The 13225-nt window shown below is 65.7% G+C and carries 13 protein-coding genes; 5 read left to right on the top strand and 8 right to left on the bottom strand.

All coding sequences use genetic code 11. The features are described from left to right. Genes nikB through nikE form a run of 4 tightly spaced genes read left to right on the top strand, consistent with a single transcriptional unit; the run spans position 1 to position 3367 of the window. Complete coding sequence (gene nikB, locus ACNFHO_RS13400) at positions 1–942, top strand: nickel ABC transporter permease subunit NikB (protein ID WP_416766634.1); 942 nt, start codon at positions 1–3, stop codon at positions 940–942. Continuing rightward, entirely contained in the window at positions 939–1784 is an 846-nt protein-coding gene (nikC, locus tag ACNFHO_RS13395; protein ID WP_416766633.1) for a nickel ABC transporter permease subunit NikC, read from the top strand. Before nikB ends, nikC begins: the two co-directional genes overlap by 4 nt. Next, positions 1785–2555 (top strand): nickel import ATP-binding protein NikD, encoded by a 771-nt coding sequence (gene nikD, locus ACNFHO_RS13390; protein ID WP_416766632.1) that lies wholly within the window; start codon positions 1785–1787, stop codon positions 2553–2555. It begins immediately after the preceding gene. Further along, entirely contained in the window at positions 2552–3367 is an 816-nt protein-coding gene (nikE, locus tag ACNFHO_RS13385; protein WP_416766631.1) for a nickel import ATP-binding protein NikE, read from the top strand. Before nikD ends, nikE begins: the two co-directional genes overlap by 4 nt. 54 nt (positions 3368–3421) lie before the next feature. On the opposite strand, the gene ACNFHO_RS13380 is transcribed toward nikE, so the two are convergent. The 3 genes from ACNFHO_RS13380 to ACNFHO_RS13370 form a co-directional block, all read right to left on the bottom strand. Continuing rightward, the gene (locus tag ACNFHO_RS13380) at positions 3422–5833 is read right to left on the bottom strand and encodes a TonB-dependent siderophore receptor (RefSeq protein ID WP_416766630.1); all 2412 of its coding nucleotides are present in this window, start codon (positions 5831–5833) and stop codon (positions 3422–3424) included. Between the two features lie 124 nt (positions 5834–5957). Further along, the gene (locus tag ACNFHO_RS13375; protein WP_414155284.1) at positions 5958–6878 is read right to left on the bottom strand and encodes a FecR domain-containing protein; all 921 of its coding nucleotides are present in this window, start codon (positions 6876–6878) and stop codon (positions 5958–5960) included. Continuing rightward, a complete protein-coding gene (locus ACNFHO_RS13370) occupies positions 6875–7390 on the bottom strand; it encodes a sigma-70 family RNA polymerase sigma factor (RefSeq protein ID WP_112897982.1) in 516 nt (171 codons plus the stop codon). The genes ACNFHO_RS13375 and ACNFHO_RS13370 overlap by 4 nt, the downstream gene beginning before the upstream one ends. 239 nt (positions 7391–7629) lie before the next feature. On the opposite strand from ACNFHO_RS13370, the gene ACNFHO_RS13365 reads away from it, so the two are divergent. Further along, on the top strand, positions 7630–8856 hold the full coding sequence (locus tag ACNFHO_RS13365) for an MFS transporter (RefSeq protein ID WP_063544401.1): 1227 nt from the start codon (positions 7630–7632) through the stop codon (positions 8854–8856). Between the two features lie 42 nt (positions 8857–8898). Here the strand turns inward: ACNFHO_RS13365 and ACNFHO_RS13360 are convergent, their stop codons facing one another. The 5 genes from ACNFHO_RS13360 to ACNFHO_RS13340 all read right to left on the bottom strand — a co-directional run bounded on the left by ACNFHO_RS13360 (position 8899) and on the right by ACNFHO_RS13340 (position 13136). Beyond that, positions 8899–9951 carry a DUF1615 domain-containing protein gene (locus ACNFHO_RS13360; protein ID WP_416766629.1) on the bottom strand — a complete coding sequence of 351 codons (1053 nt, stop codon included), beginning with the start codon at positions 9949–9951 and terminating at the stop codon, positions 8899–8901. 26 nt (positions 9952–9977) lie between these two features. Beyond that, on the bottom strand, positions 9978–10529 hold the full coding sequence (locus ACNFHO_RS13355; RefSeq protein WP_416766628.1) for a hydrolase: 552 nt from the start codon (positions 10527–10529) through the stop codon (positions 9978–9980). A 61-nt stretch (positions 10530–10590) separates the two neighbouring features. Continuing rightward, complete coding sequence (locus ACNFHO_RS13350) at positions 10591–11310, bottom strand: thioesterase II family protein (RefSeq protein ID WP_054893212.1); 720 nt, start codon at positions 11308–11310, stop codon at positions 10591–10593. A gap of 3 nt (positions 11311–11313) precedes the next feature. Further along, entirely contained in the window at positions 11314–11535 is a 222-nt protein-coding gene (locus ACNFHO_RS13345) for an MbtH family protein (protein WP_054893211.1), read from the bottom strand. 182 nt (positions 11536–11717) lie between these two features. Beyond that, positions 11718–13136 (bottom strand): short-chain fatty acid transporter, encoded by a 1419-nt coding sequence (locus tag ACNFHO_RS13340; protein WP_054893210.1) that lies wholly within the window; start codon positions 13134–13136, stop codon positions 11718–11720. Between the last annotated feature and the right edge of the window lie 89 nt (positions 13137–13225).

Raw genomic sequence — 13225 nt, 5'->3', positions numbered from 1 at the left:
ATGCTGCGCTACATTCTGCTGCGCCTGGTATTGCTGGCCCCGGTGATGCTCGGTGTGTCGCTGCTGGTGTTCGTGTTGCTGCACCTGGGCAGCACGGACCCGGCTCTGGATTACCTGCGCCTGTCGCACATCCCGCCGACAGATGCGGCCATTGCCGAAGTGCGCCATGCCCTGGGCCTGGATCGGCCCTTGTACGAGCAGTACCTGAACTGGCTGTGGAAGGCGTTGCACCTGGATTTCGGTGTTTCCTACCTGACCGGCCGACCGGTACTGGACGACCTGTTGTACTACCTGCCGGCGACCCTTCAACTGGGCGGACTGGCGCTGGCCTGCACGTTGTTGCTGTCGATCCCGCTGGGGCTCATGGCCGCGCGCTGGCAGGGTCGCTGGCCCGACCATGCAGTCCGGGCGGTGACCTTCCTGGGCGTGTCGATGCCCAATTTCTGGCTGGCATTCCTGTTGATCGCACTGTTCTCGCTGTCGCTGGGCTGGCTGCCGCCGCTCGGTCGAGGGGGCGCCGGGCACCTGGTGATGCCAGTACTGGCCATTGCCCTGATGTCGATGTCGATCAATGCTCGCCTGCTGCGCGCCAGCCTGCTCGAAGCCAGCGGCCAGCGCCATGTCACCTACGCCCGCGCCCGCGGCCTGGCCGAACGCCGGGTGTGGCGCGACCACGTGCTGCGCAACGCCTGGCTGCCGTTCGTCACCGCCACCGGCATGCACGTGGGCGAACTGATCGGCGGTGCACTGGTGATCGAGACCATCTTCGCCTGGCCCGGCGTGGGGCGCTTTGCCGTCTCGGCGGTGCTTAACCGCGATTTTCCGGTGATGCAGTGCTTCACCCTGCTGCTGACCGGCCTGTTGATGCTCTGCAACCTGGTCGTGGACGTGTGCTACGCCTGGCTCGACCCACGCAGCCGGCTGGAGGGCGCACGCGCATGAGTACGCTCTGGGCAATTCGTCGGCCGGCCGTGCCCGGCCATGCGGGGCTGGTCCTGGGCCTGGTGCTGGTTGGCCTGCTGGCGGTACTGGCCCTGTTCGGCCAATGGCTGACTCCGCACGACCCCGATCTGGTCGACCTCGGCCAGCGCCTCATGCCACCCGATGCCAGCCACTGGCTGGGCACCGATCACCTGGGCCGCGACCTGCTGTCGCGCTTGATCGTCGGTACCCGCCTGTCGCTGGGCAGCGTGATGTTGACCCTGGCCCTGGTACTGGCGCTCGGGCTCGCCGTGGGAGGCCTCGCGGGCTTTGTCGGCGGGCGCACCGACCTGCTGCTGATGCGCCTGTGCGACATGTTCATGACCTTTCCGACCCTGGTGCTGGCGTTCTTCTTCGTCACGCTGCTCGGTACCGGCCTGACCAACGTGATCATCGCCATCGCGTTGTCCCATTGGGCGTGGTATGCGCGCATGGTGCGCGGCATGGTGATTGCCCAGCGTGGTCGTGAATACGTGCTGGCCTCGCGCCTGGCCGGTGCCTCGCGCAGCACCCGCCTGCGCCAGCACGTGCTGCCGAACATCGCAGGCCCCCTGCTGGTACTGGCGACCATGGACATCGGCCACATGATGCTGCACGTCTCGGGCCTGTCGTTTCTCGGCCTGGGTGTGGCACCGCCTACGGCCGAGTGGGGCGTGATGATCAACGATGCCAAGGAGTTCATCTGGAGCCACCCCCACCTGCTGCTGTTGCCGGGGCTGATGATCTTCTTCTCGGTGATGGCCTTCAACCTGCTGGGCGACGCGCTGCGCGACCGCCTCGACCCGCCCCGGGAGCACCACTAGATGATGCCAGCGACCCTCGAAATCCAGGACCTGCGCATAGCGTCCCACGCCGGTTTGCTGGTGCATGGCGTCGACCTGCAGTTGCGCCGCGGCGAGATCTGCGCTCTGGTCGGGGCCAGTGGTTCGGGCAAATCCCTGAGCTGCCTGGGCATGCTCGACCTGTTGCCTGCCGGTCTTGTGCGTACCCAGGGCCAGTTGCTGCTCGACGGCCAACCGGTGAGCGCCGCCCAGGTGCGTGGCCGCCTGGCCGGCCTGGTGCTGCAGAACCCGCGCAGTGCCTTCAACCCGGTAAGCAGCATGGCCAGCCACGGGCTCGAAACCCTTCGCCAGCACGGTATCACCGGCGCCGCCGCACGCGAGCGCATGGCCGACTGCCTGGCGGCCGTGGGCCTGACGGATCACGCCCGCGTGCTGCAAGCGTTCGCCTTCCAGCTCAGCGGCGGCATGCTGCAGCGCATGATGATCGCCTTGGCGCTGATGGCCGAAACTCCGTTCCTGCTGGCCGACGAGCCCACCAGCGATCTCGACGCGGTAAGCCAGGCACGCTTTCTCGACGTGCTGATGGAGCTGGTTGGACGGCATGGCCTCGGGGTGCTGCTGGTGACCCATGACATGGGGGTGGTGGCGCGCTGCGCCGATCAGGTAGCGGTGATGGATGCCGGCCACATCGTCGAGCGCCAAGCCGTGCATGCACTGTTCGAACGCCCTGCCAGCGACACTGCTCGCACCTTGCTCGAAGCCCATCGAATCCTCTGCGGGAGCCAAGCATGAGCCTGCTGCATGTCCAGCAACTGAGCCACCGCTACCGCACCGGCGGCTTGCTGCGCAAACGCGGCTGGCTGCAGGTGCTCGACGGTATCGACCTGCAACTTCAAGCGGGCGAATCCATTGGTTTGCTGGGCTGCAGCGGCAGTGGCAAAAGCACCCTCGCCCGCCTGCTGCTCGGGCTCGAAACTCCGAGCCAGGGGCAGGTCACCTTCGCCGGGCAAGCGGTAAGCCAACTGCGCGGCGAACAGGCACGAGCCTTCCAGCGGACCGTGCAGTTGGTGTTCCAGGACGCGCCGGGGGCATTCAATCCACAGCGCAGCATCGGTTGGAGCATTGCCGAGCCACTGCGGCACCTGAGCGATCTGAGTGAGGCAGCCCAACGCCTGCGGGCCATCGAGCTGCTGGAGCAGATGGGCCTGCACGCCGAGCATGCCGAGCGCTTGCCACAGCAACTGAGCGGCGGCCAGCTACAGCGCGCCAACATCGCCCGGGCGCTGGCAATCTCGCCAAAGCTGGTGGTGCTCGACGAGGCGCTTTCGAACCTGGATCGCGTGCTGCAGCTGCAACTGCTGCAACGGCTCGACACACTGCGTCGCGACAACGGCACGGCTTTCCTGCTGATCAGCCATGACCTGAGCCTGGTGCGGTACTTCTGCCAGCGGGTTGTGGTGCTTGACGCAGGGCGCATCGTCGAAGATCGGGCCGTGGAGGGTGAGCTGTCGTTCGAGCATCCCGCAGGGCGTCAGTTGCAGGCCGCCGTACTGCCCGAACGCCCGGCAAGGCGGGGCGCTCAGGTCAGCAGGTCAACTGCGTGAGGCAGTGCGCCAGATGATCACGCGGATCAGCATCGGTTGCCTCAAGGGGTCATATCAGAACGCATACACCAGCGTGGCCGTTGCGCTGCGCGGCGTGCCATACCAGCCCCGCGAGCCGATCGCGGTGTAGTACTTCTCGTCGAACAGGTTATTGAGGTTCAAGGACACGCTGGTCTGCGGCGTGAAGGCGTATTGCGCCATTACGTCGACGATGCTGTAGGCGCCTTGGGTGAAGGTCTCGTTGTTGGGCCCGGCGTCCTTGTAGTACTCCATGCCCTGCCAGCGCACTCCCCCGCCAACCTTCAACTGCGGCAGCGACTGCAGGCGATAGCTGGTGAACAGCTTGAGGGTATCGCGCGGTACTTCGGTGAGCAGGCGATCGCCATCGGCGTTCTTGCTCACCGCGTAGGTGTAGCTCGCGGAGACTTGCCAGTCAGGCAGGATCTCCCCCGTCATTTCCATTTCGAAACCACGGGTCTTGGTGCCGGACTCGGCGCGGTAAGCCTGGTTGCCATCCGGGGCAAGGTTGCTGCCGTCGGCCACGGCGAGATTATCCTGGTGCACTTCGAAAACGCTGAGCGCGGTGGTCAGGCGCTTGTCGAAGAACTCACTCTTTATACCCAGCTCGTAGTTCACGCCTTCGAGCGGGTCGAGGTAGTTGCCGCCCACATCCTTGCTGTTCTGCGGCTTGAAGATAGTGGTGTAGCTGGCGTAGGCCGACCAGTTCTCGGCCAGGTCGTACACCAGCCCGATGTATGGCGTGACGACGCCGGTTTCGCTGCGCGAGGTCCGGCGGGTCGCCCCGCTCGAGAGGTTGGTGTTGGCTTCGTCACGTTTCCAGTCGATCACCCGCGCACCGGTAATCAGCGACAGGTCATCGGCCAGGCTCCAGCGCACCGAAGCCACCAGGCCATCCTGGGTTTCGTCCAGCGCATCGCGCGACGACTTGGTGTGGATGGCATCCGGAACCGCCAGCGAGCCGTCCCAGGTATGGATGTTGTCGATGGTCTGGAAAGACCAGAGCGGATAACCGTCATTGCGGTAATACGCCCGGTAATGACTGGCGCCCACATACGCCTGGTGCTCGCGCGACAGCAACTCGAAGGGGCCAGAGGCAGAGAGATCGAACGACGTCTGCCGGGGGTCCCCCGCCCAACGGCCGGTCCAGGTACTGATGCCGCTGCCGTCGGGGTTTACGGTGCCGTTGGCGGCGGTGGCGAAGGCGTCGTCATAGCTGCGGCGGCTGTGCTCGGCGTTCAGTTTCAGCTGCCAGCCGTTGTCCAACTGGTGCTCCAGGGTGGTGAACAGGGTTTTCGTGCGGCGCTTGTGATAGCTCCAGTCGGACGCCGAGTTGAACGAGCGCGAAGGCTTGAAGTGGCTGCCATCGCTATTGAACATCGGGAAGCCATGGTTGCCCGCGCCGTCGTTGTCCATCTCCTGGTATTCGGCGCCTACGGTCAGCATCGTGCTGTCGGTGACATCCCACTCCACCACGCCGTAGGCCACCTGGCGCTCCAGCGATTGGCGGTCGATATGGCTTCGGCTGTCGGTGGTCGACGCCACGAAGCGCCCACGGACATGGCCGCTTTCGGACAGCTTCCCGGACACGTCCAGCTCGGTGCGATAGTTGTCCCAGGAACCGGCCTTGAGCGTCAGTTTGCGCTGGGTCTGCAGCGTCGGTTTCTTGCGAATCAGGTTGATGGTAGCGCCCGGATCACCGGTACCTGACATCAGCCCCGTGGCGCCGCGAACCACCTCGACGCGGTCGTAGCTCACCATATCGGCCAGGTCGTCACGAAAACCGTAGCTGTCAGGCCGATTGACGCCGTCGACCTGGTAGCTGCCCACCTGGAAACCACGGACATAAATGTTGTTGCCGTCACTACCGGCCGGCCCCATGCTGTCGACGACCACACCAGGGGTCTGTTCAAGCACCTGGGCAACGTCCGTCAGGTTCTGGTCTTCGATCCGCTGGCGGGTGACCACACTGATGGACTGGGGCGTCTCGCGTGCCGACAGGCGCAGGCCGGTCGCGGTGCTCGCCGAGCCCGTCGCATAGCTGCCAGTACCCTCGGTCGTGCTGCCCAGCCCCGTGGCATCGATGCTGGTGGCCCCCAGTTCCACCGTGCCTTCGGCTGGCGCCTTGCTCAGCACGTAGCGCTTCTCGCCCATCTGCTGGATCCGTAATCCGGTACCTTGCAGCAAGTGGGCGAAACCCTGCTCCAGCTCAAAGCTTCCGTGCAGCCCCGATGACCGCAGGCCATCCGCCTCTTCGTGGCTGAAGCTGATGGTCACGCCGCTGGCCGCGGCGAACTGGCTGATCGCAGCGGCCAGGCTGCCAGCGGGAATATCGTAGTGCTGTGGGGCAGCCCAGGCGGTCGAAGTCGCCAGTGCGGCGCTGCACAGGCTCAGCGCGAGGGTCGCCTGGCGAATGCTGCTGGCTAGCGAGGAACGGCGTGCGGACATGAGATTGGGGTTCCTGATCTGGTTGGCATGGGCGCGCCAGATGCGCGCTCCCTCAAGGGCCGAGCCAGCAAAAGAAATCTGTTACCCCGAGGCAAAAAAAATTCGGGCAACGCCTATGACCCGCTTACCCCAGCCCGGAGGGCTCCAGGCGCACCCAGTAGTCGGTCATGCGTCGGACGCGGATCGGCAAGGCGTCTTCCAGGCTGGCCAGCGCAACGTTGGTGTCATCGAGGTTGAAGGCGCCGGACAAGCGCAGCCCGGCGACCTCCTTCGAGCAGCCGAGATAACCAGGCCGGTAGCGGGCCAAGGCCTGCACCACATCACCCAAGCGCCAATCGACGCTGACCAGCATGCCCTGGACCCAGGCCTGGGCATCGGGCTCCATCGGTCGCAGCGGCCCGAAACTGTCGGCAGTGAAGCTCAGGCTGTAGCCGGTATCGATGCGCAGCCGTTGCGACATGCGCTTGGCTTGCACCTCCACGGCCTGGGTGGCCACCGTGACATGACTTACGCCAGCGTCCTGGCGCACGCTGAAGCGGGCGCCAAGGGCCAGGATGTCACCTTCGGCGGTGCACACGCTGAGCGGACGCGGATCCTGGGCAGTGTCCACCAGAATCTCGCCCTGGCGCAGTTGAATCAGGCGCTGCCCGGCGTCGAACACGACGTCCACCCGGCTGTCAGTGTTGAGGTCCAGCCGCGTACCGTCGGCAAGCGTCAATTGCCGCCGCTCCCCCACCCGAGTCCAGTAATCGGCACGCCAGGGCGAGACCCGATAGCCCTGCCACCCCACCGCCCCGACCCCGAGCAGCAGCGCCAGGGCCTTCACCGCGGAACGTCGATCCCAGCGTGCGGTCTGCAGCGTCTGCGCCGCACCACGAGGGGCGTTGCCCAGGCGGTACTGCAATTGCTCCAGGCGTGCCCAGGCTTCGGCATGACGGTTGTCGGCGGCGTACCAGGCTTGCCATTGGACGCGGGTGGCTTCATCGACGTCGCTGTCGTGCAGGCGCACATACCAGTTCACAGCATCGGCTAGAATGGCCTTCATGCGTCGTCGATCAGCAAGCAATGCATCAACCCACGGGCCAGGTGCTTGCGCACGGTGCTGACCGAAACACCCAGCCGGGCGGCGGCTTTTTCGTAGCTCAGGCCGTCAAGCTGTACGGCCAGGAAGATCGCCCGCGTGCGCTCGCCGAGACCATCGAGCATACGATCGATGGCCACCAATGTTTCCAGCACGGCAGCACGGGTTTCGGCGCTGGGCGCATAGTGCTCGGGCTGTTGCGCCAAGGCTTGGAGGTAGGCGCTTTCCAGGCTGCGACGCCGGTAGAGATCGATGACCAGGCCGCGAGCGATGGTCGCCAGATAATGCCGTGGCTCGTTGAGCATGCCTGCACTGCGCGCCAGCAACACCCGGATGAACGTGTCCTGGGCCAAGTCCGCAGCATCGGCGGCGTTATTCATGCGCTGACGCAACCAGCCGTGCAGCCAGCCGCTGTGCTCGCGGTACAGTGTTTCCAAACCCATGTGCGCCGCGCCGCCAGCTACAACGGTGGACATCACGCCCCTCCCCGAAAAAGATTATTAAATGCAAATAAGAACATGTCGCAAGTGTACTCAGTGAAGGGGCGATTGGGAATGCCGCGCTGGATGAGGTGAGCCGAGCGATCCATCGATCACACTGATGATTACTATCGAACGGCCTGCCTATAGGCCTTTCGGAACCCACTTCTATAATCGCCCTCCTATTTTCCCGCCTCCTGCGCCTGCTCCAGGCGACAACACTTGGAATCCGTACCATGCCAAGCGTCAATCAGGCCCCCGATGGCCTTCTTGAACATAACCAACAGAGCGTCAAACAGCAGTGGCTGGCGATTCTCTCGGTCGCCGTGGGCGCCTTCGCCCTGGTGACCAGTGAATTCCTCCCGGTAGGCGTTCTCAACGATGTGGCCAGCGACCTGGGCATCAGTGCCGGGCAAGCCGGCCTGATGGTCACCCTGCCCGGTATCATGGCCGCCCTCGCCGCTCCGCTGCTGTCGGTGGGCATCGGTGCCATGGACCGCCGCTACCTGCTGATCGGCCTGACGCTGATCATGATCATCGCCAACTCGGTGGTGGCCTATGCCAGCGACTTCAGCCTGCTGCTGTTCGGCCGCGTGCTGCTGGGTATCAGCATCGGTGGCTTCTGGGCCACGGCCATTGCCCTGAGCGGGCGCCTGGCGCCCAAGGGGGTGGGCGTGGCCCAGGCGACTTCGATCATCATGGTCGGGGTCACCCTGGCCACGGTGCTGGGCGTGCCGGTCGGCACCTGGCTCAGCGGCCTGATGGGCTGGCGCATGACCTTCCTGGTGACCGCCCTGCTGGGTGTGCCGGTGCTGCTCGCGCAGGTCTTCCTGCTGCCACGGCTCAATCCCGACAAGGCCATCCGCATCAGTGACCTGCCGGCGCTGTTCATCAATCCGCTGGCACGGGTCGGCCTGATCGCGGTCTTGCTGATTGGCCTGGCGCACTTTGCCGCGTACACCTATGTCGCACCGTTCTTCAAGCAAAGCTCGGGCTTCGACGGCGCAACCATCGGCTCGCTGTTGCTGCTCTACGGCGTCGCGGGCGTCATCGGCAACCTGTTCGCCGGCTTCGCCGCCAACCGCAGCGTGCGCTACACCCTGCTGCTGGTGGCCTTGCTGATCGGCATCAGCACCGCACTGTTCCCTTACTTCGCCACCGGCATGACCGGCGCGGTGATGCTGATCGCACTGTGGGGCTTTGCCTTCGGTGCCTTCCCGGCCTGTGCCAGCATCTGGATGTTCGTGGTCGCGCCCAAGGATGTCGAACGCGGCATGCCGCTGTTCGTGGCCATGTTCCAGGTGATCATCGCACTGGGCTCGTTCTTCGGTGGGCGGATCGTCGACCAGCTGGGCAGCTCGGTGCTGCTGAGCCTGGCCACGGCGCTGGTCGGTTGCGGATTCGTCACCGTGCTGGTACTGGGGCGTAACGTCAGCAACAGCCTGGCAGCCCAGCCTGCCTGAGCCTTGCAGGGGCTGCGTTGCGGCCCCTGCAGCTTGCGTCGGTCAACGCGTCATACAGCGCTGGTAGCGCTCGTCCACCCTCCCCGCAAACCACGCCGTGGTCAGCTTGCGGGTGATCTTCGGGCTCTTGAGCACGATCCCCGGCAGCACCGCACGTGGCAGTGGCTTGCCCGCCTTGGCGTCAGCGAGGGCAAATACGCCGCGGTACAAGGCGCTGTCCTCGAGCGCCAGGCTGTTCTCCAATTCCAGCTGGCTGCGAATCTGTGGATTGCGCAGCCCCAGCTTCACCCCAAGGCTGCGCGCCGCGCGCTCGGTAGTGCCTGGCAGGATCGCACCCGGCGCGATCAGGTCGCCGTCCAGGGCCAACTCTGCACCCGTCACGCGGTTCAGCGCCGCCTGGAATGCCGCGTTGCGGCTGGCGTACCAGCCTGCGTTGAAGTCGGCGAAGCGGTACAGCGGCCGCTCATAGTTCGCGGGATAGCCCAACAAGTGAGCGATGCCGAAGTACAGGCCGCCGCGACGGCTGAATACCTCCTGGCGAATCGTGCCCTGGCGCTGGTAGGGATAGTCCTTGGCATGGCGTTCGGCAAAGTCGATGCTGACCTGCATCGGCCCGCCGGTACGCACCGGGTTGAGCCCACCGAGCAACTTGTCGCCCAGCGGCAAGCCGGCGATGAAATCATCGAACAGGGCGCTGAGCTGCTTCTCGCTGCGTACCGCCAGCAGGCGCTGCTGGTAGCTCTGGCCGTTCGCCGAAGGCGTCGCCAGGGCGCCATCGACCAGTAGCCTGGGGATGTGCAGACGCGCGGCGCGACGGTCGATTTCCTCGCGGGCGATGCGGCCCAGGTTGGGCACCTGGGGGTCGGCGGTGAAGGTGGACTCCTGCTCGGTCACCGCCAGCACCGCGCACAGGTTGCTACGGCTGGGCGCGATGCCCTGGGCGGTGAACGCGACCTGGATGTCCTCGGCCCAGCCCTGGCGGTCCTTGACCGAGGCAGGCAGCAGGCGCATGAGCTGGGCGCGGACCTGGGCAGGGTCGACTTCGGGCGCCTCCTCGCGGCGCCCGGCACAGCCTTGCAGCAGGGCCAACAGCATCAGCCCAGCGCCCAGCAGCCGCGGGTTCAGGATGGGTCACCGACGATGTAGGTCTTGCTGATATGGCGGAACAACGGGTGGCTGGCACTGCCCAGCAGTTCGAACAGCACCATCTCGCGGGTGACGATCTGCGCCCCGGCGTCGCGCATGCGCGCAAGGCCTGCCGCCTTGTTTGCCGGGGTGCGGCTGTCGCAGACGTCCTCGACCACGAACACCTGCTTGCCCAGGCCCAGCAGGCCAAGCACTGTCTGCAGCACGCAGACGTGGGTTTCCATGCCACAGACGATCACCTGCTCGCGCGCCAGCAGGCTGGCGGGCAGGCATTCGGCGGCCACGCAGGAAAAGTGCAGCTTTTCGACGATCTCGGCCCCTGTAGCCGCGGCCTTGAGTTCGGCCAGGGTCGCGCCCAGGCCCTTGGGGTACTGCTCGGAAATCACCGTGGGCAGTTCGAGTTCGGCGGTGGCGGCGAGCAACCCGCGGGCCCGCGCGCGGGTGCCCTCGGGGTCGCTCATGGCACCGATGAGGCGTTCCTGGATATCGACGACCAGCAGCGTGGCCTGGCGGGGATCGATCAGCATGGGGACAACCCTTGTCCTGTGGGAAAGCCCCCAGCCTCCCCCAGGCAAAGGCCTACGTCAATCATGCCGAAAGTCGATGAGGTTCCAGAGAGGCGGCCAGCAGGCTCAGCACCCGGTCTTCGTGCTCATGGATGAAGAAGTGCCCGCCGGGGAAGACCTCCAGCGAGAAATCGCCCAGGCTTTCGCGACGCCAGGCCAGCAGTTGCTCTTCGCTGGCGCGGTCGGCCTCGCCGCCCAAAACATGCAGCGGGCAGTGCAACGGCGCGCGTTGGCGATAGTCGTAGCGGCCGCACATGAGGAAATCGGCGCGCAGAATCGGCAAGGTCAGGCCCATGAGCTCTTCGTTGGCCAGCACCTCCTCGGGGGTGCCCTGCAACTGGCGCAGCTCGTCGATCAGCTCGGCATCGGTCTTGGCTTCGCGCCAGCCCTTGCCGTCGTAGTCCTCACGTCGGGTCGGTGCCGCCGTGCCGCAGGCAAACAGTGCGACCGGCGCCTTGCAACCCAAGGCTTGCAGCTCGTGGGCCAGCTCGAAGGCGAGCAGCGCGCCCAGGCTGTGCCCGAGCAGCGCATAGGGCGTGCTCGCCGCCAGGCGTTGCTCGCTGGCCAGTTGCCGGGCCAGTGCCTGCATGTCGGTTTGCAGCGGCTCGCCCAGGCGCGCGCCGCGCCCGGGCAACTCCACCGGGCGCACCTGCAACCAGGCCGGCAGCTTGCGCCGCCAGCGGCTGTAGACCATGGCACTGGCGCCCGAGTACGGCAGGCATAGCAGGTTGAGTGCAGTCACGCCTTACTGCACCGCAGCTTCGGCCATCTTCTGGCGCAGGCTCAGGGGGCGCATGTCGGTCCACACTTCATCGATGTAGGCCAGGCAGTCTTTCTTCAGGCCACTCTTGCCTGCGGCGCGCCAGCCGTTGGGGATCGCCTTGTAGTCGGGCCAGATCGAGTACTGTTCCTCGTGATTGATCACAACCTGGAACACGATGTCGTCGCGGTCGAAAACGGAAGTCATTGCCTGTCTCCTTGGGGTGATGATGGCCCGGTCCGCCTGGACGCAGGGCAGCTCTCAGGAAAACGAAGGGAGACGGGGGAAAATTACGCTTTTTTCACGGATCGACATACAAGGACGTCGAGCGGCGGGCAGCGCTTGCGGGCCATTGCGGACCGCAAGCGCGGTAGTGCGCGATGACGCGGCTACGGCATCACTGGCGGCACGTACTGCAAGGTGGTGCCCAGCGCCCAGAGCAGCACCAGCACCAGGGGCACGTGCACCAGCAGTTGCACGAAGGAGAAGCCGATCAGGTCACGCGCCTTCAGGCCCAGCACACCCAGCAACGGCAGCATGTAGAAAGGGTTGATCAGGTTCGGCAGCGCCTCGGCGGCGTTGTAGATCTGCACCGCCCAGCCCAGGTGGTACTGCAGGTCGTTGGCCACCAGCATCACGTAGGGCGCTTCGATGATCCACTTGCCGCCGCCAGACGGAATGAAGAAGCCCAGCACCGCCGAATACACGCCCATCAGCAAGGCATAGGTGTCATGGGTGGCGATCTGGGTGAAGAACACCGAGATGTGGTGCGCCAGGGTCTGTGCGTCGGCGCCCTTGACCTGGGTGAGGATGGCGGCGATCGAGCCGTACAGCGGGAACTGGATCAGCACGCCGGTGGTGGTCGGCACCGCACGGGCCACGGCGTCGAGGAAGCTGCGCGGACGCCAGTGGAGCAAGGCGCCCAGCATGATGAACAGCAGGTTGTAGGTGTTCAGCCCGGAGATGGCGGTGATCGCAGGCTTGGTGGCGAACTCCTGGTACAGCCAGCCGGCCGCCAGGGCCACCAGCAGCAGGATCAGGATCGGGCTGTGCTCCAGCCACTCGCCGGGGCGGGTGCGCTGCGGCGCAGGTGGGGCGGTGAAGGTCGGATCGACACCACAGTCCTGGGCGCTGCGCGCACTGTTCGGTCCGGGCGCGGTGGCGTAGGCGACGACCAGCGAGACGATCACCAGCGCGGCCAGCATCACCCCGGACTGCCAGAGGAAGATGGTCTCGGTGAACGGAATGACGCCGGTGATCGACAGGATCGACGGCGGCAGGCTGGCCGGGTTGGCCTGCAACTGTGCAGCCGACGACGACAGGCCAAGCGCCCACACGGCACCCAGGCCCAGGTAGGCAGCAGCGCCAGCGGCGCGGTAGTCCATCTTCAGGTCCGTGCGACGGGCCAGGGCACGCACCAGCAGGCCGCCGAACACCAGCGAAAGGCCCCAGTTGAGCAAGGAGGCGAGCATCGAGATCAGCGCCACCCAGCACACCGCCGAGCGGCCGTTCTTGGGCAGGCGCGCGAGGCGGTCGATCAGGCGCGCAGCAGGCGGCGAGCTTGCGACCACATAGCCGCCAATGACCACGAAGGCCATCTGCATGGTGAACGGGATCAGGCTCCAGAAGCCGTCACCAAAGGCCTTGGCGGTGTCGGTGGGCTTGGCGCCCATGGCCAGGGCCCCCAGGCACACCAGCATCACGGCCAGGGCGGCGAACACCCAGGAGTCGGGGAACCAGCGTTCGGCCCAGTTGGAGCAGCGCAGGGCGAAGCGGGCGGAGCGGCTGTCTTGGATTTCAGCGGCCACGAGTGTTTTCCTTTTTTGGTCTTATTGGTGGATGTTGCTTGTTTATCAACGCAAAACCCCTGTAGGCGCGGGCTTGCCGTGGGAGCGGG

It is taken from the genome of Pseudomonas sp. NY15374, assembly GCF_048068255.1.
GTDB lineage: Bacteria > Pseudomonadota > Gammaproteobacteria > Pseudomonadales > Pseudomonadaceae > Aquipseudomonas > Aquipseudomonas machongensis.
This window is presented reverse-complemented; position numbering and strand designations above follow the sequence as displayed.

Bases quoted from the DNA above. Each gene is read 5' to 3' on its own strand.
- ACNFHO_RS13360 (WP_416766629.1), bottom strand. From the start codon at position 9,951: ATGCTGTTGGCCCTGCTGCAAGGCTGTGCCGGGCGCCGCGAGGAGGCG.
- ACNFHO_RS13355 (WP_416766628.1), bottom strand. From the start codon at position 10,529: ATGCTGATCGATCCCCGCCAGGCCACGCTGCTGGTCGTCGATATCCAG.
- nikE (WP_416766631.1), top strand. From the start codon at position 2,552: ATGAGCCTGCTGCATGTCCAGCAACTGAGCCACCGCTACCGCACCGGC.
- nikB (WP_416766634.1), top strand. From the start codon at position 1: ATGCTGCGCTACATTCTGCTGCGCCTGGTATTGCTGGCCCCGGTGATG.
- ACNFHO_RS13370 (WP_112897982.1), bottom strand. From the start codon at position 7,390: ATGTCCACCGTTGTAGCTGGCGGCGCGGCGCACATGGGTTTGGAAACA.
- ACNFHO_RS13345 (WP_054893211.1), bottom strand. From the start codon at position 11,535: ATGACTTCCGTTTTCGACCGCGACGACATCGTGTTCCAGGTTGTGATC.
- nikC (WP_416766633.1), top strand. From the start codon at position 939: ATGAGTACGCTCTGGGCAATTCGTCGGCCGGCCGTGCCCGGCCATGCG.
- ACNFHO_RS13380 (WP_416766630.1), bottom strand. From the start codon at position 5,833: ATGTCCGCACGCCGTTCCTCGCTAGCCAGCAGCATTCGCCAGGCGACC.
- ACNFHO_RS13365 (WP_063544401.1), top strand. From the start codon at position 7,630: ATGCCAAGCGTCAATCAGGCCCCCGATGGCCTTCTTGAACATAACCAA.
- nikD (WP_416766632.1), top strand. From the start codon at position 1,785: ATGATGCCAGCGACCCTCGAAATCCAGGACCTGCGCATAGCGTCCCAC.
- ACNFHO_RS13375 (WP_414155284.1), bottom strand. From the start codon at position 6,878: ATGAAGGCCATTCTAGCCGATGCTGTGAACTGGTATGTGCGCCTGCAC.